At 63.2% G+C, this 16,281-nt stretch carries 16 protein-coding genes and 2 tRNA genes; 2 read left to right on the top strand and 16 right to left on the bottom strand.

Annotated features, from left to right (window positions below):
- Nucleotides 1-22: 22 nt before the first annotated feature.
- From nuoF to DEM25_RS11930, 8 genes are all read right to left on the bottom strand, one after another.
- Nucleotides 23-1,327 carry an NADH-quinone oxidoreductase subunit NuoF gene (gene nuoF / locus DEM25_RS11965; RefSeq protein ID WP_109766170.1) on the bottom strand — a complete coding sequence of 435 codons (1,305 nt, stop codon included), beginning with the start codon at nt 1,325-1,327 and terminating at the stop codon, nt 23-25.
- A 9-nt stretch (nt 1,328-1,336) separates the two neighbouring features.
- Nucleotides 1,337-2,533: an NADH-quinone oxidoreductase subunit E gene (locus DEM25_RS11960; protein WP_109765977.1), complete on the bottom strand. Its 1,197-nt coding sequence runs from the start codon at nt 2,531-2,533 to the stop codon at nt 1,337-1,339.
- On the bottom strand, nt 2,533-2,841 hold the full coding sequence (locus tag DEM25_RS11955; RefSeq protein WP_109765976.1) for a hypothetical protein: 309 nt from the start codon (nt 2,839-2,841) through the stop codon (nt 2,533-2,535). Before DEM25_RS11955 ends, DEM25_RS11960 begins: the two co-directional genes overlap by 1 nt.
- Entirely contained in the window at nt 2,838-4,028 is a 1,191-nt protein-coding gene (locus tag DEM25_RS11950; protein ID WP_109765975.1) for an NADH-quinone oxidoreductase subunit D, read from the bottom strand. The genes DEM25_RS11955 and DEM25_RS11950 overlap by 4 nt, the downstream gene beginning before the upstream one ends.
- Nucleotides 4,025-4,636, bottom strand: coding sequence for an NADH-quinone oxidoreductase subunit C (locus tag DEM25_RS11945; RefSeq protein ID WP_109765974.1), 612 nt, complete (start codon nt 4,634-4,636; stop codon nt 4,025-4,027). Before DEM25_RS11945 ends, DEM25_RS11950 begins: the two co-directional genes overlap by 4 nt.
- Nucleotides 4,637-4,672: 36 nt before the next feature.
- Nucleotides 4,673-5,251, bottom strand: a complete 579-nt coding sequence (locus tag DEM25_RS11940; RefSeq protein ID WP_109765973.1) for a NuoB/complex I 20 kDa subunit family protein — start codon at nt 5,249-5,251, stop codon at nt 4,673-4,675.
- Nucleotides 5,242-5,607 (bottom strand): NADH-quinone oxidoreductase subunit A, encoded by a 366-nt coding sequence (locus tag DEM25_RS11935; protein ID WP_109765972.1) that lies wholly within the window; start codon nt 5,605-5,607, stop codon nt 5,242-5,244. The genes DEM25_RS11940 and DEM25_RS11935 overlap by 10 nt, the downstream gene beginning before the upstream one ends.
- Nucleotides 5,608-5,943: 336 nt before the next feature.
- Nucleotides 5,944-6,020 (bottom strand) — tRNA-Asp (locus DEM25_RS11930).
- Nucleotides 6,021-6,187: 167 nt separating this feature from the next.
- On the opposite strand from DEM25_RS11930, the gene DEM25_RS11925 reads away from it, so the two are divergent.
- Nucleotides 6,188-6,263: transfer RNA gene (locus DEM25_RS11925), tRNA-Val, on the top strand.
- A 124-nt stretch (nt 6,264-6,387) separates the two neighbouring features.
- Here the strand turns inward: DEM25_RS11925 and DEM25_RS11920 are convergent.
- From DEM25_RS11920 to DEM25_RS11905, 4 genes are all read right to left on the bottom strand, one after another.
- The gene (locus DEM25_RS11920) at nt 6,388-6,663 is read right to left on the bottom strand and encodes an HU family DNA-binding protein (protein ID WP_109765970.1); all 276 of its coding nucleotides are present in this window, start codon (nt 6,661-6,663) and stop codon (nt 6,388-6,390) included.
- A 226-nt stretch (nt 6,664-6,889) separates the two neighbouring features.
- Nucleotides 6,890-9,319 carry an endopeptidase La gene (gene lon / locus DEM25_RS11915; RefSeq protein WP_109766169.1) on the bottom strand — a complete coding sequence of 810 codons (2,430 nt, stop codon included), beginning with the start codon at nt 9,317-9,319 and terminating at the stop codon, nt 6,890-6,892.
- A gap of 271 nt (nt 9,320-9,590) precedes the next feature.
- On the bottom strand, nt 9,591-10,877 hold the full coding sequence (clpX, locus tag DEM25_RS11910) for an ATP-dependent Clp protease ATP-binding subunit ClpX (protein WP_109765969.1): 1,287 nt from the start codon (nt 10,875-10,877) through the stop codon (nt 9,591-9,593).
- 285 nt (nt 10,878-11,162) lie between these two features.
- Nucleotides 11,163-11,798, bottom strand: coding sequence for an ATP-dependent Clp protease proteolytic subunit (locus tag DEM25_RS11905; protein WP_109765968.1), 636 nt, complete (start codon nt 11,796-11,798; stop codon nt 11,163-11,165).
- 182 nt (nt 11,799-11,980) lie between these two features.
- Between DEM25_RS11905 and DEM25_RS11900 the strand changes: the two genes are divergently transcribed.
- Nucleotides 11,981-13,234 carry a cytochrome P450 gene (locus DEM25_RS11900; RefSeq protein WP_245412889.1) on the top strand — a complete coding sequence of 418 codons (1,254 nt, stop codon included), beginning with the start codon at nt 11,981-11,983 and terminating at the stop codon, nt 13,232-13,234.
- On the opposite strand, the gene DEM25_RS11895 is transcribed toward DEM25_RS11900, so the two are convergent.
- The 4 genes from DEM25_RS11895 to DEM25_RS11880 form a co-directional block, all read right to left on the bottom strand.
- Nucleotides 13,235-13,522, bottom strand: a complete 288-nt coding sequence (locus DEM25_RS11895) for a hypothetical protein (protein WP_109765967.1) — start codon at nt 13,520-13,522, stop codon at nt 13,235-13,237.
- Between the two features lie 139 nt (nt 13,523-13,661).
- The gene (locus DEM25_RS11890) at nt 13,662-14,948 is read right to left on the bottom strand and encodes an O-acetylhomoserine aminocarboxypropyltransferase (protein ID WP_109765966.1); all 1,287 of its coding nucleotides are present in this window, start codon (nt 14,946-14,948) and stop codon (nt 13,662-13,664) included.
- Nucleotides 14,949-15,100: 152 nt separating this feature from the next.
- Entirely contained in the window at nt 15,101-15,541 is a 441-nt protein-coding gene (locus tag DEM25_RS11885) for a CoA-binding protein (RefSeq protein WP_109765965.1), read from the bottom strand.
- The gene (locus DEM25_RS11880; RefSeq protein WP_439650685.1) at nt 15,538-16,257 is read right to left on the bottom strand and encodes a GNAT family N-acetyltransferase; all 720 of its coding nucleotides are present in this window, start codon (nt 16,255-16,257) and stop codon (nt 15,538-15,540) included. Before DEM25_RS11880 ends, DEM25_RS11885 begins: the two co-directional genes overlap by 4 nt.
- Between the last annotated feature and the right edge of the window lie 24 nt (nt 16,258-16,281).

Raw genomic sequence — 16,281 nt, 5'->3', positions numbered from 1 at the left:
CAGCATAAATCGCGGAAAAAAGCTACTCCGCCGCCTCCAGAACCGGTCTGGTCTGGTGCGAATTGTGGGAAAACTCGTCGATCCGCCGCTCGATCTCGGGCCTGAAGTGCCGGATCAGCCCCTGAATCGGCCAGGCCGCAGCGTCACCCAGAGCGCAGATCGTGTGGCCTTCCACCTGCTTGGTGACATCCAGCAGCATGTCGATCTCGCGCTTGTGGGCGTTGCCGACCACCATGCGCTCCATCACCCGCCACATCCAGCCGGTACCCTCGCGGCAGGGCGTGCACTGGCCGCAGCTCTCGTGCTTGTAGAAGTAGGAGAGCCGCGCGATCGCTTTGACGATGTCGGTCGACTTGTCCATCACAATCACGGCCGCCGTGCCGAGACCCGATTGCAGCCCGCGAAGCGAGTCGAAATCCATCGGCGCATCGATGATCTGCTCGGCCGGGACCAGCGGCACCGACGAGCCACCGGGAATGACGGCCAGCAGATTGTCCCACCCGCCGCGAACGCCGCCGCAATGGCGGTCGATCAGTTCGCGGAACGGGATCGACATTTCCTCTTCAACCGTGCACGGCGCGTTGATGTGGCCGGAGATGCAGAACAGCTTCGTGCCGGTGTTGTTTTCCTTGCCCAGCCCGGCGAACCAGCCCGCGCCGCGGCGCAAAATGGTCGGCGCGACGGCGATCGATTCCACATTGTTGACCGTGGTTGGGCAGCCATAGAGGCCGACATTGGCCGGGAACGGCGGCTTCAGGCGCGGCTGGCCCTTCTTGCCTTCGAGGCTCTCGAGAAGCGCGGTTTCCTCACCGCAAATATAGGCGCCGGCGCCATGATGGACGTAGACGTCCATGTCCCAGCCGCACTTGTTGTTCCTGCCCAGAAGGCCGGCCTCGTAGCACTCGTCGATGGCCGCCTGCAGCGCCTCGCGCTCGCGCATGAACTCGCCGCGCACATAGATGTAGGCGACATGGGCATTCATGGCGAAACCGGCGATCACACAACCCTCGATCAGCGTGTGCGGATCGTGGCGCAGGATTTCGCGGTCCTTGCAGGTGCCGGGCTCGGATTCGTCGGCATTGACGACAAGGTAATGCGGCCGTTCGCCCACTTCCTTGGGCATGAACGACCATTTGAGCCCGGTCGGGAAACCGGCGCCGCCGCGGCCGCGCAGGCCCGAAGCCTTCATCTCGGAAATCACCCAGTCGCGGCCCTTGTCGATCAGCGCCCTGGTGCCGTCCCAGTGTCCACGGCTCATCGCGCCCTTGAGCGACTTGTCGCGCAGGCCGTAAATGTTGGTGAAAATGCGGTCCTTGTCAGCGAGCATCATGCACTCCTAGCGCGGCTTCTTGCCGAAGACCCGAACATATTCGTCTACGCCGCCCTTGGCCAAGACCTTCGCCTGTTTGACCCAGTCGTCGCGGTCGATCCGTCCCTTGAACTTCAGATAGCCGTCGACCCATTCGCGTTCGGCCTTCTTCCACTTTGCAACCTGCGCGAACGTGTAGATGCCAAGCGAATGAAGCGTGCCCTCCAGCTTGGGGCCGACGCCGGAAATCAGCTTCAGATCGTCGGGCTGCGCAGGCTTGTCGATCACGGGCGGCCGGTTCTTGTCGTCCACCCCGGTTTTACCGGCATCCGTTGTGGCGCCCTTGGTCGTTGCGGCTTTGGCCGATTTTGCCGGCGGCTTGGCGCGCCCCGAGGCGGTGGCGGCCAGCTTCATTGTCGAATTGCCGCCCTCGACTGTCTTCGCGGGCGGTTTGCTTTTGGGGCGCACCGCGCTCGCCGTCTTCGCGATTTCGGCGGTGGAGCTCACCTTGCGAGCGCCGGTCCTGGTTGCGGCACCGGACGTGCCCGCAGATTTGGACGCCTTGCCGCCTGCTTTCGCCGATGCCTTCGCGCGCTTGCCCGAGGCCGGTTTTACGTCGTCGAGAAGGCTGGTCAGGCCGGTAACCGGCGCCGCAAAGACGCGGTCGATCTGCGGGCCGGGCGTGATCGTGTCGCCCTTGCCGGCCTCGAACGCGTCGATGATCTCTTCGAGCCGTTCCGGCGTCAGGTCTTCATAGGCATCGCGCCCGATCATCACCATAGGCGCGTTCACGCAGGCGCCCTGGCACTCGACCTCTTCCCAGGAGAGCGTGCCGTCCGCGTTGCGGTGGAACTGCCGCTCGTTGATCTTGCGCTGGCAGATCTTCATCAGATCCTCGGCGCCGCGCAGCATGCACGGCGTTGTGCCGCACACCTGGATATGGGCCCTGGTGCCGACCGGCTGCAGCATGAACTGGGTGTAGAAGGTGGCAACCTCCATCACGCGGATCAGCGGCATGTCGAGCAATTCGGCGATGTGCTCGATGGATGCCCTGGTGACCCAGCCTTCCTGATCCTGGGCGAGCATCAGCAAAGGAATCACCGCCGACTGCTGGCGGCCCTTGGGATATTTCTTGATCCAGACCTTGGCTTCGGCCGACCGCGCACGGTCGAACTTGAAGCCTTCCGGCTGGACGGTGTCTTCGGCAAGACGGCGAACGGACATTAGGCAATCCCCAAAAATGCTCTGATTTCGGGCGCGAACAGCGAGACCAAGACGCCCATCACGAACCCGACAAACCCCCAAACGCGCGACGCCAGGTTCAACAGCTGCGTGCCGAACCGCTCAAGCCAGACAAAAAGCCAGGAGATGGCGGCGCCAAAGCCGATGACGTTCTTGTGCATATCGGTTTGATCGAACATGTCGGCCTCGGCCATCGGGCGCGCATGCTTCAACGCCTGCCCCACGATGGGCAGCACGACGAAAAAGAAGGCTGCCCCGCCGACCACCAGCAGTGCGACCAATGCCGTCACCGGTCGACCTCTCCAAACACGATGTCGAGCGAACCCAGGACCGCCGAGACGTCGGCCAGCATGTGGCCGCGGCAGATGAAGTCCATGGCCTGCAGATGGGCAAAGCCCGGCGCGCGCAGCTTGCAGCGATAGGGCTTGTTGGACCCGTCGGAGACCAGATAGACGCCGAACTCGCCCTTGGGCGCCTCGACCGCCGCATAGACCTCGCCCTCGGGCACCTTGTATCCCTCGGTGTAGAGCTTGAAGTGGTGGATCAGCGCTTCCATCGAGCGCTTCATCTCGCCGCGCTTGGGCGGCACGATCTTGCCGTCGGTGTTGGAGATGGGGCCCTGCCCGTCCGCGCTCTGCAGCTTGTCCACGCACTGGCGCATGATCGAGGCAGACTGCCGCATTTCCTCCATGCGGATGAGATAACGGTCGAAACAGTCTCCGTTCTTGCCGATCGGGATCTGGAATTCCATTTCCTCGTAGCATTCGTAGGGCTGCGAGCGTCGCAAGTCCCATTTGGCGCCCGATCCGCGCACCATGACGCCGGAGAAACCCCAGGCCCACGCATCGTCCAGATCGACGACGCCGATATCGACATTGCGCTGCTTGAAGATGCGGTTTTCGGTCAGAAGCCCGTCGATTTCGTCGACAACCTTGAGGAACGGATCGATCCAGTCGCCAATGTCCTGAACCAGTTCGGGCGGCAGGTCCTGATGCACGCCGCCAGGGCGGAAATAGGCGGCATGCAGGCGCGCGCCGCAGGCCCGCTCGTAGAACATCATCAGCTTTTCGCGCTCTTCAAATCCCCAGAGCGGCGGGGTCAGTGCACCGACATCGAGCGCCTGCGTGGTGATGTTGAGGAGATGCGACAGGATCCGGCCGATCTCGGAATAGAGCACGCGGATGAGCTGGCCGCGCCGCGGCACCTCGATCTCCAGAAGCCGTTCGACGGCGAGCGCGAAAGCGTGCTCCTGGTTCATCGGCGCGACATAGTCGAGCCGGTCGAAATAGGGCACGGCCTGCAAATAAGTCTTGGCCTCGATCAGTTTTTCGGTGCCGCGATGCAAAAGGCCGATATGGGGATCGACGCGCTCGCAGACCTCGCCGTCCAGTTCCAGCACCAGGCGCAGAACGCCGTGCGCCGCCGGATGCTGCGGGCCGAAATTGATGTTGAAGTTGCGGACGTTGTGTTCGGTCACTTGCCGTCGGCCTTCTCGTCGCCGGGAAGCACATAGTCTGTGCCCTCCCAGGGGGAAAGAAAATCAAAGTCGCGGAATTCCTGTCGCAGGCTGACCGGCTCGTTGACGACGCGCTTGGCCTCGTCGTCGTAACGCACCTCGACAAAACCGGTGAGCGGGAAGTCCTTGCGCAGCGGATGGCCCTCGAAACCGTAATCGGTCAGAAGGCGCCGCAGGTCGGGATGGCCGGTGAACAGGATGCCGTAGAGATCGTAGGCCTCGCGCTCGAACCAGTTGGCGCCCGGATAAACGCCGGTCACCGACGGCACGGGCGTTTCCTCGTCGGTCATCAGCTTGACCCGAAGGCGCTGGTTCAGCGTCGGGCTCAAAAGGTGGTAGACCACGTCGAACCGCTTGTCGCGCGCCGGATAGTCGGCACCCGAAATGTCGATGAACGAGACGAACCGCGTCTGCATCGAGTCGCGCAGCCGCGTCAGCACGGCGACAATGTCCTCGATGGCAACCGTGATGGTCAGTTCGCCGTGTGCCATCGCCGGCTCGTAGCCGATCTCGCCCAACGCATCGGAAACGGCAGTCGCCAGATCATCAAGATTTTCAAGCGTGGCCATGCATGGCTTCCCTGTCGTGCCGCCGCCGAGACGCCGTCAGCGCTCGATCGTGCCGGTGCGGCGGATTTTCTTCTGCAGCATCAATATGCCGTACAGCAGCGCCTCGGCCGTGGGCGGGCACCCGGGCACATAAATGTCGACCGGCACGATGCGGTCGCAGCCGCGCACCACCGAATAGGAATAGTGGTAATAGCCGCCGCCATTGGCGCACGAGCCCATCGAGATGACGTAACGCGGCTCGGGCATCTGGTCGTAGACCTTGCGCAGCGCCGGCGCCATCTTGTTGGTCAGCGTGCCGGCGACGATCATCACGTCGGACTGGCGCGGCGAGGCACGCGGGGCGACGCCGAACCGCTCGGCATCGTAACGCGGCATCGAAGTGTGCATCATCTCGACGGCGCAGCAGGCCAGGCCGAACGTCATCCACATCAGCGAGCCGGTCCTGGCCCAGTTGATCAGTTCGTCGGTCGAGGTGACAAGAAAGCCCTTGTCGGCCAGTTCATTGTCGATCTCGCCGAAAAAGGAATCGTCCGCGCCGACCGGCCTGCCGGTTTTCGGATCGATGATGCCCTTGGGCTGCGGGGCGACGAGGGTCTGGTCGTCGTTCAATCCCATTCCAGCGCTCCTTTGCGCCATTCATAGATAAAGCCGACCGTCAGAACGCCCAGAAACACCATCATCGACCAGAAACCGAACATGCCCAGTTCGCCGAACGACACCGCCCAGGGAAACAGGAAAGCCACTTCGAGATCGAAGATGATGAACAGGATGGCGACGAGATAGAAACGCACGTCGAACTTCATGCGCGCATCGTCGAACGCGTTGAAGCCGCATTCATAGGCGGACAGTTTTTCGGGGTCCGGGCTCTGATAGGCAACGATGAACGGCGCGATCAGAAGCGCCGCGCCGATGCCGATACAGACGAGCAGAAAGATGATGATGGGCAGGTAGGAGGCGACGACGGCTTCCATGTGTGCGAACCCCGATGAACGTTTATCGGCGTCTTAGCCCGATTTCCCGCGCCGCACCATATGGCCGAAAGCCGCACGGGGCACAAGCCGAACGCCCTTTTTTGTCTTGCAGGGGCAGTTATCGGTTTGCCGAGCCGCGCGCAAGGGTGCGGACGGGTGGCCAATACCGATTTCGCGCTAGCGCTTTTTCCGCCTCGGTCTCGCCTGGCACATTGGGATATCTGCGCGCTGGCGCGCGGCCCGGCCAACGCGAAAAATGCTTTGGAAACAAACGCGTCTTGGGAGTTCGAAAAGTGGAGGCCGGATCAATAGAGACCACCGGACTTTGACAGCAAATGGCGCGAGTGACGGGGCTCGAACCCGCGACCTCCGGCGTGACAGGCCGGCACTCTAACCAACTGAGCTACACCCGCATTTGCTGGCCGCCGGCATGGCCGGCGTTCGGGTCACTTAAGTGGAAGGGCCGATGGTGTCAAGCGGTCCGGAAGGCGATTGTCGGCGGCCGCGCCGGGCGCGCGACGGCGCTTGCATGTGCGCCCCGCGCCCATTAGATCGGAACGGCGCACAAAGGTTGCGCAGGGGGCGATTAGCTCAGCTGGTAGAGCGCTTCGTTTACACCGAAGATGTCGGGAGTTCGAGTCTCTCATCGCCCACCACTATCCTGCCAAACGTCAAGCGGTCGGCGGAGTTTCAGCGACCACCCCAACGAAAAAAGCCGCCCGGTGGCCCGGACGGCTTGGTCGTTTTCGCATCGACCGGCCTGAGCCGGCGCGAGACACGTCAGCTGTTGACGGCTTCCTTGAGTGCCTTGCCGGCGGAGAACTTCGGAACGCGCTTGGCCGGAATGTCGACAGCGGCGCCGGTCATCGGGTTGCGGCCGGTCGTGGCGGCGCGCTGCTGGACGACGAAATTGCCGAATCCAAGCACGCGGACATCGCCGCCCGACGACAGGGTCTCGGTGATGGTTGCAAACACGGCATCGACGGCCGACGCTGCGTCGCCCTTGGCAAGGCCGGCCTTGTCGGCGACGGCTGCTGCGAGTTCATTCTTGTTCATGGGTGATCTCCCCTCGTTCGGAATTGTTCGGCGCGGGCGCGAATCGCTTACCCATCGTCACGATGGCGCGACACTAGCCGGAATCTGGGCGATTCCTAAGCATTTAGGCGTCAAACGATCGGCAATCGGCGGAATTCAACACAAAATCACGCGCTTGAGGTGCACAAATCAAAAAAGGCGCCGTCGAAACGGCGCCTTTCGGATTGTCTGGCAGGCCCTGTGCGGCTCAGTGGGCGACGCTTGGCGCCGAACCGGACGAGGCGGCGAGCGCGGCCGCGGCCATCTTCTCGTCCTCCTCTGTCCACTCGATCGGCTCGGGCTCGGCCGTCAAAGCGTGGCCGAGCACTTCGCCGATGTGACCGACCGGGATGATCTCCAGCACGCTTTTGACGTTGTCCGGAATGTCGGCAAGGTCCTTGGCATTGTCCTGGGGGATCAGCACCTTGGTGATACCGCCGCGCACGGCGGCCAGCAGCTTCTCCTTGAGGCCGCCGATCGGCAGCACCCTTCCCCGTAGCGTGATCTCGCCGGTCATGGCGATATCCTTGCGCACGGGGATGCCGGTCAGCACCGAGACGATCGCCGTCGCCATGGCAATGCCCGCCGACGGCCCGTCCTTGGGCGTTGCGCCCTCGGGCACGTGCACGTGGATGTCGCGCTTGTCGAAGATGGGCGGCTCGATGCCGAAGTCGATCGCCCGCGACCGGACATAGGATGCGGCGGCGGAAATCGATTCCTTCATCACATCCTTGAGGTTGCCGGTGACGGTCATCTTGCCCTTGCCGGGCATCATGACGCCCTCGATGGTCAGCAGTTCGCCGCCCACCTCGGTCCAGGCAAGCCCGGTGACGACGCCGACCTGATCCTCCTGGTCGATCTCGCCGAAGCGGAACTTCGGCACGCCCAGATAGTCGTCCAGATTGTCCTCATCGACACGGACGGTCTTGACGTCCGAGCGCAGGATTTCGGTGACGACCTTGCGGGCGAGCTTCATCAGTTCGCGCTCGAGATTACGGACGCCCGCCTCGCGGGTGTAGAGCCTGACGATCTTCCGCACGGCCGCCTCGGTCACCTCGAACTCGCCTTCCTGGAGGGCATTGTCGCGGATGGCCTTGGGCATCAGGTGCCGGTTGACGATCTCGACCTTTTCATCCTCGGTGTAGCCGGCGATGCGGATGATCTCCATCCGGTCCATCAACGGCGCGGGGATGTTGAGCGTGTTGGCCGTGGTGATGAACATCACGTTCGACAGGTCGTACTCCACCTCCAGATAGTGGTCCATGAAGGTGTTGTTCTGTTCCGGATCGAGCACCTCGAGCAGCGCCGAGGACGGATCGCCGCGGAAATCCATGCCCATCTTGTCGATCTCGTCGAGCAGGAAGAGCGGGTTGGACTTCTTGGCCTTCTTCATCGACTGGATGATCTTGCCGGGCATCGAGCCGATATAGGTCCTCCGGTGACCGCGGATTTCCGCTTCGTCACGCACGCCGCCAAGCGCCATGCGCACATATTCGCGGCCGGTCGCCTTGGCGATCGACTTGGCGAGCGAGGTCTTGCCCACGCCGGGCGGTCCGACGAGGCACAGGATCGGCCCCTTGAGCTTCTTCTGGCGCTTTTGCACGGCGAGATATTCGACGATCCGTTCCTTGACCTTTTCGAGGCCGTAATGGTCGGTGTCGAGCACCTCTTCGGCCAGCTCCAGATCGTACTTGATCTTGGACTTCTTGGCCCAGGGAATGGAGAGCATCCAGTCCAGATAGTTGCGCACGACGGTGGCCTCGGCCGACATCGGGCTCATCTGCTTGAGCTTCTTGAACTCCGCCTCGGTCTTTTCGCGCGCTTCCTTGGAGAGCTTGGTCTTTTCGATGCGCTCTTCGAGTTCGGCCAGTTCGCCCTGACCGTCCTCGCCGTCGCCCAGCTCCTTCTGGATCGCCTTCATCTGCTCGTTGAGATAGTATTCGCGCTGGGTCTTCTCCATCTGCCGCTTGACGCGGCTGCGGATGCGCTTTTCCACCTGAAGGACGGAAATTTCCGCCTCCATGTGGCCGAGCGCCTTTTCCAGCCGCTCCTTGACGGGCAACGTTTCGAGAAGCTCCTGCTTGTCGCCGATCTTGACGGCGAGATGCGAAGCGACCGTATCGGCCAGCTTGGCATGATCGTCGATCTGGCCGACCGCACCGACCACGTCGGGCGAAATCTTCTTGTTGAGCTTCACATAGTCTTCGAACTGGCCCACCACCGAACGGGCGAGAGCGGCGACTTCGACCTCGTCCTCATCGGGTACATCGACCGCGACGGCCTGCGCTTCCATATAGTCTTTGCGGTCGGAGAACCGCTCGATGGCGACGCGCTCTACACCCTCGACAAGCACCTTGACCGTGTTGTCGGGCAGCTTGAGAAGCTGCAGCACGTTGGCGAGCGTGCCGGTCGTATAGATCGCATCGGTGGACGGATCGTCGTCGGCCGCATCCATCTGGGTGGCGAGAAGGATCTGCCGATCGTTCTCCATCACCTCTTCAAGCGCACGGATCGATTTGTCCCGCCCGACAAAGAGCGGCACGATCATGTGCGGGAAAACGACGATATCGCGCAGCGGAAGAACGGCATAAAGCCCGTCCGGTCCACCCGCCATCACCGTTTCGTTTGCATCTGTCATGCGTTTCGTCCTTTCAAGGCTTTTGGCCGATATCGGCCATTTGCCGGATTGGCCGCCGTACCGAAGTCCCGGCGGCAGGAGCGGGCATGTCATGCCCTGGTGGTTAACTGGCGCCGGAAGACCGTCATTTCAACCATTGCGGCCGGGCCCTGATGTCCACCTTCGCGCCGAACGCAGATTCGCACAATCGCGACAATGGTGCCGCGACGGCGAAACCCAAAGATGATTCACTCATGCACTGGCCGGTGGCCCCGGCAGCCGGGCTAAAACGTCACGCGCTCTCGGCGGTGGCCTCGGCCTCGTCTTCCTTGTCGGAATAGATGTAGAGCGGCCGCGCGCCGCCGGTGACGACCTCGTCCGAAATCACGACTTCGCGAACGCCTTCCAGCGCCGGAAGCTCAAACATGGTGTCGAGCAGGATCGTTTCCATGATCGAGCGCAGGCCGCGCGCGCCGGTCTTGCGCTCGATGGCGCGCCGGGCGATGGCCCGCAGGGCGTCCTCGTGGAACGTCAGTTGCACGTTTTCCATCTCGAACAGGCGCTGATACTGCTTGACGAGCGCATTCTTGGGCTCGGTCAGGATTTGCACCAGCGCTTCCTCATCGAGATCCTCAAGCGTCGCCAAGACCGGCAGGCGGCCGACAAACTCGGGGATCAGCCCGAAGCGCAACAGGTCTTCGGGCTCGACCTTGCGGAACAGTTCCCCGGTCTTGCGCTCGTCGGCGGCCTCGACGGTGGCGGCAAATCCGATCGACGTGTTGGTGCCGCGGTCGGAAATGATCTTGTCGAGGCCGGCGAAGGCGCCGCCCGAGATGAACAGGATGTTGGCGGTGTCGACCTGCAGGAACTCCTGCTGCGGATGCTTGCGTCCGCCCTGCGGCGGCACCGAGGCGACCGTGCCTTCCATGATCTTCAAAAGCGCCTGCTGGACGCCCTCGCCCGACACGTCGCGGGTGATCGAGGGATTGTCAGATTTGCGCGAAATCTTGTCGATCTCGTCGATATAGACGATGCCGCGCTGGGCGCGCTCGACATTGTAGTCGGACGCCTGGAGCAGCTTCAAAATGATGTTCTCGACATCCTCGCCGACATAGCCCGCCTCGGTCAGCGTGGTCGCGTCGGCCATCGTGAACGGCACGTCGATGATGCGCGCCAGCGTCTGGGCGAGCAGCGTCTTGCCGCAGCCGGTCGGGCCGATGAGCAGGATGTTGGACTTGGCAAGCTCCACATCCTCGTTCTTCTCGGCATGGGCGAGGCGCTTGTAGTGGTTGTGGACGGCAACCGAAAGGATGCGCTTGGCGCGCTCCTGGCCGATCACATAGTCGTCGAGGACGCCCAGGATCTCCTGCGGCGTGGGTACGCCTTCCTTGGACTTGGAGATCGAGGACTTGTTCTCCTCGCGGATGATGTCCATGCACAGTTCGACGCACTCATCGCAGATGAACACGGTCGGCCCGGCAATCAGCTTGCGGACCTCGTGCTGGCTCTTGCCGCAGAATGAGCAATAGAGCGTGTTCTTGGCGTCGCCGCCGCCACCGCTCGAGGAAACCTTGCTCATCGTCTATCCTTTCCTGCGCCGAACCTGGGCGGCCACCTGCCTGGCCGGGCCGGCGATCGCGCAATCACGGAGCACTCAGACCACGCCGGGGTCAAAACCCTTCGGCACCATATACACAAGCAGCAAAGACACAAACCCGACACCCGAATCATCAAAGGCTAAGGCTGCCTTTGTCAACAAGACCTTAACGCGCCAAGCGCTCCGGACAGGAACCCTAGCGCGTCGCGCGCCCAGAGCAATCACCAATGCGTGGCAAATGTGCCGCACCCGGCGCGCATTATCGGCTCAGTCGCCCTTGGCTTCGTTCTCCATCGCCTCGCGCGAGGTGATCACCTTGTCGATGAGCCCGAAGTCCCTGGCTTCCTCGGCGCTCATGAAATTGTCGCGCTCGAGCGCCTTTTCGATTGTCTCGTAATCCTGACCGGTGTGCTTGACATAGATTTCGTTCAGGCGGCGCTTCAGCTTCTGGGTGAATTCGGCGTGGATGAGAATGTCGGTCGCCTGACCCTGATAACCGCCGGACGGCTGGTGCACCATCACATTGGCGTTGGGCAGGCCAAAGCGCATGTCCTTGGCGCCGGCGGCAAGAAGGAACGAGCCCATCGACATGGCCTGGCCGGTGCACAGCGTGGAAATGGGCGGCTTGATGAACTGCATCGTATCGTAGATCGCCAGCCCGGCCGTAACGACGCCGCCGGGCGAATTGATGTACATGGCGATCTCTTTTTTCGGATTGTCGGCCTCGAGGAACAAAAGCTGCGCGCAGACCAGCGACGCCATGCCGTCCTCGATCGGGCCGGTGATGAAGATGATGCGCTCCTTGAGCAGGCGCGAGAAGATGTCATAGGCGCGCTCGCCACGGTTGGTCTGTTCGACGACCATGGGCACGAGATTCATCACGGTATCGATCGGGCTTGGCATGCGTCACCTTTTTCGGGGTTTTGCCGCGCAAACGCGGGCAGGACGGCGGGAATCAGTGTCAAACTGGCCATCTAGATAGGGCGGGCACCGGGCGGTTCGCAAGAGAGGCCGGCCAATTGGTTGCCCGGCGATGGAAAACGCCGCAGAACGCGGCCGGACCAAGCCATCAGGGACACGTAATCGTGAATGCCGGAACCCCACCACGCAGCGGCCCGCGCGCACGTTCGGTCGACCCGCGCAATCCGCACTTCGTGCAGGACGTCTATCGCGCCTACGGGCGCTGGCATGCCGATGGTCAGGCTTTCTTCTGGGAGGAATACGGGCATTGGTGCTTTGCCGGATATGAGACCGTCGATCGGCTCCTGCGCGACCGGCGGTTCGGCCGGCAGGTGCTGCATGTGGCCACGCGCGAGGAACTGGGCTGGCCGCCGCGCCCGGCGCATCTGGCCGATTTCGACGCCGTCGAACGGCACTCGCTCCTGGAGTTGGAGCCGCCGGCGCATACGCGGCTGAGGCGGCTGATCACCAAGGCGTTCGTCGCGCGGCAGGTGGAACGGCTACGCCCGCAGATCAACGCGCTCTGCCATGCTTTGATCGACGGGTTCGAGGCCGACGGACAGGTCGAATTGCTGTCGGCCTACGCAACGCCCATCCCGCTGACAACGATCTGCACCCTGCTGGGCGTGCCGGTGGAAGCCGGGCCGCAACTGCTCGGCTGGTCTCATGCGATCGTCAAAATGTATGTGCTCGACCCGCCGATGGGCGACCAGATCGCGGCGAACACCGCTGCTCGCGATTTCGCCGGCTTCCTGCGCGCCCGGATCGCCGAAAAGCGCGCCGATCCGGGCGACGATCTGCTTTCGGCGCTGATCGCTGCGGAAGATGACGGCGAGACGCTGTCGGTGGACGAACTGGTGTCGACGGTGATCCTGCTGCTCAATGCCGGTCATGAAGCGACCGTGCACCAGATCGGCAATGCGATGCGCTCGATCCTGGCTTCGAAGCTTGATCCACGCGGGCTCTTTGCCGATGCCGAGGCGACGGCGACAACGGTAGAGGAGTGCCTGCGCCATGACGCGCCGCTGCACATGTTCACGCGCTATGCGCTCGAAGACATGGAACTGGAAGCCGATGGCACGATGGTCGCGCTGAAGAAGGGCGACCGGATCGGCCTGCTGCTCGGCGCGGCCAACCGCGACCCGCGCCGCTTTGCCGATCCGGACAGGTTCGACCCGTATCGGACCGGTCAGGCCAATGTCACCTTCGGCGCCGGTCTTCACTTCTGCATCGGTGCGCCGCTGGCGCGGATCGAACTGCAGGAAGCGCTGTCGGTCCTGTTCGCGCGGCTGCCGGGCATCCGCTTTGCCGAGACGCCGCGCTATGCCGACGCCTACCATTTTCACGGGCTGGAGCGCGCAGTGCTTGGCTGGCGGTGATCAGCAGACCGTGACTTCGCAGATCTTGAGCGTGAATTCGGCTTCCGGCTCGGTGCGCGCCGCATCAAACTGTCGGCCGTCCCGGCATTGGGCGCGTGCCTCGAACGTTCTTCGTCCGGCGAGTTCGCCCTCACGGATGTTGACGAAATACTCGACCTGGCACTGTTGGTCTCGCGCCAACTGCTCGGAGACGGCATCGAGCCACGCCGGGTCGGTGGACTGGGCAAGCGCGGGCAGGCTTGCCGCCACCAACACGGCGGCGGAAAAAGCGATGATCTGATGGCGCATCGGCGCACTCCCGTTTTCCTGCGTCTCCTGGGTTCACAAAAGCATCCCGCCGCTCCGTCCGCCTTGCGGCAGGTCAATACGCGCAACCAAAAAGGGCCGCACATGGGCGGCCCTCTAAACAAGCGGTTCTGATGCCCGGTCAGCCGGCCTTGGCCAGCGCCTGGTCGATGTCGGCGATGATGTCATCGACATTCTCGATGCCGACCGACAGGCGCACCACATCGTTGCCCGCGCCGGCGGCGTCACGCTGCTCGTCGCTCAATTGCCGGTGGGTGGTCGAAGCCGGATGGATCACAAGCGAGCGCGTGTCGCCGATATTGGCAAGGTGCGAGAACAGTTCGAGGCCTTCGACAAACTTGACGCCCGCCTCGTAGCCGCCCTTCAGGCCGAAGGTGAAAACCGATCCGCCGCCCTTGGGCGCATATTTCTTCTGCAGATCCTTGTAGGTGTCGCCCTTCAGGCCGGCATAACGGACCCAGGCGACGGCATCGTGCTTGTTGAGGTGCTTGGCAACCTCGTGCGCATTGTCGCAATGGCGCTGCATTCTCAGCGGCAGCGTTTCGAGCCCGGTCAGGATCTGGAAAGCGTTGAACGGAGAAAGCGCCGGGCCGAAGTCGCGCAGGCCCAACACCCGGCAGGCGATGGCAAAGGCGATGTTGCCGAGCGCTTCGTGCAGCACCACGCCGCCATATTCCTCGCGCGGCGCCGACAGCATCGGATAGTTGCCCGAGGCCGACCAGTCGAACGTGCCGCCATCGACGATGATGCCGCCCATGGAGTTGCCGTGACCGCCGATGAACTTGGTCAGCGAATGGACGACGATGTCGGCGCCGTGCTCGATCGGCCGGATAAGGTATGGCGTCGCCATCGTGTTGTCGACGATCAGCGGCAGGCCGTGCTTGTGCGCCACCTTGGCAACCGCCTCGATATCGGTGATCACGCCGCCGGGGTTGGCGATGCTTTCCACGAAGACAGCGCGGGTGCGGTCGTCGATCTGCGCTTCGAGCGCGGCGACATCGTCCATGTCGGCCCAGCGGACCTGCCAGTCGAAATTCTTGAAGGCCTGGCCGAACTGATTGATCGATCCGCCGTAAAGGCGCGTCGAGGCGACGAAATTGTCGCCGGAATTCATCAGCGTGTGGAAGACCAGGAGCTGCGCGGCATGGCCCGATGCCACCGCCAGCGCCGCGGTGCCGCCCTCCAGCGCCGCGACGCGCTCTTCGAGCACCGCATTGGTCGGGTTCATGATGCGGGTGTAGATGTTGCCGAATTCCTGAAGGCCGAACAGCCGTGCCGCATGGTCGGCGCTGTCGAAGACGAACGATGTCGTCTGATAGATCGGCGTGATGCGCGCATTGGTGGTCGGATCGGGCTGCGCGCCCGCGTGAATGGCGAGCGTCTCGAAGCCCGGCGTGTGGTCTGCCATGATGAAGTGCCTCCCGGATGGTCGGTTGTCGTTGGTCCCGGGGCGTTATCGGCGAGCGGCCGGTCGAATGCAAAGAACAAATTTGCGCGTCGGAGCCATTTCGCGTTGCGCCAACGCTGGCCTGAGCCGTCTGGCGCAACGGTTTTGCGGGATCACAGGCCCAGGCGCGGCATCTCGATCGCCGGGCAGCGGTCCTGGATGACGGTCAGCCCGGCAGCCTCGGCGCGGGCCGCGGCGGCATCGTCGCGCACGCCCAACTGGCTCCAGATCACCTTGGGCAGCGGATCGAGCGCGAGCGCCGCATCGACCACAGCGCCCAGATGTTCCGACCGGCGGAACACGTCGATCATGTCGACGGGCTGCGGCAGATCGGCGAGCGTTGCGACCACCGGCGCGCCGGCGATCGTCTTGCCGGCATGACCGGGATTGACGGCGAACACCGTGAACCCCTTGCGCACCAGAAAGCCGGTCACGCCATGGCTCGGACGCGCCGGATTGGGCGACGCGCCAACGACCGCGATGGACTTGACGCTGGTCAGAACCGAACGGATCAGTTCGTCCGGATAGGCGTCATGGTTCTGTGCGTGGTTCATTGCGTATCGTTCTGCTCCGGCGCATACATGTAGCTGTATGAGAACAACAGCCTGTCAAAGCCCAGCCTCCGGTAGAGCGCCTGGGCGGGCGCGTTTTCGGCGACAACCTGCAGGGTGGCTTGCCCAGCGCCTTGCCGCCGGGCCCAGTTGATCAGCGCACCGACGGTCTGGCGAGCCAGGCCACGCCCGCGGAAGTCAGGATCGGTGGCAACGGCCTCGACGACCAGAAGATCGTCGATGAGAACGCCATAGGCGATGGACGCAACCCGCTCATCAACCTTCGTTTCGGCGAAACAGAGTGGTGCTTCGATCCGCTGCAGCATGGCGCGGAAGCCGCCAGCATCGGGATTGAGCGTTTCCCGCAGGCCAAGCCAGCCCGCTGAGGCATGGTCGTGCAGTGTGGTGTCCGGCCCGATTCCGGCAATATCCGCGTTGAGCCGGGCGTGGAGCGTCCGAGTGATGCTCTCAGAGCGATATCCTTCATTCTCAAGAGCCGTTTGATCCGACGTGGCAAAATCGAGAAGACGGATCACCGTCCGGCGCCCACGACCGGCATAAAAGGACTCGGCGGCTTGGCGAACATCGCGGGTGGGCCCTGTTGCGCCGGGCAGCGGGTTGAGCGAGTTGGTGCGCCGGATCGGACTTCCGTCATAGCGCGCCGTCCAATCTCCGTGCCGCACTTCGATGGCCGCCGGCCATGCCGCCCGGCAAGCCATCTCACATGTCCAGCAAAGGCCGGT

The sequence above is a fragment of the Oceaniradius stylonematis genome, from assembly GCF_003149475.2.
Taxonomy (GTDB): Bacteria; Pseudomonadota; Alphaproteobacteria; order Rhizobiales; family Rhizobiaceae; genus Roseitalea; species Roseitalea stylonematis.
This window is presented reverse-complemented; position numbering and strand designations above follow the sequence as displayed.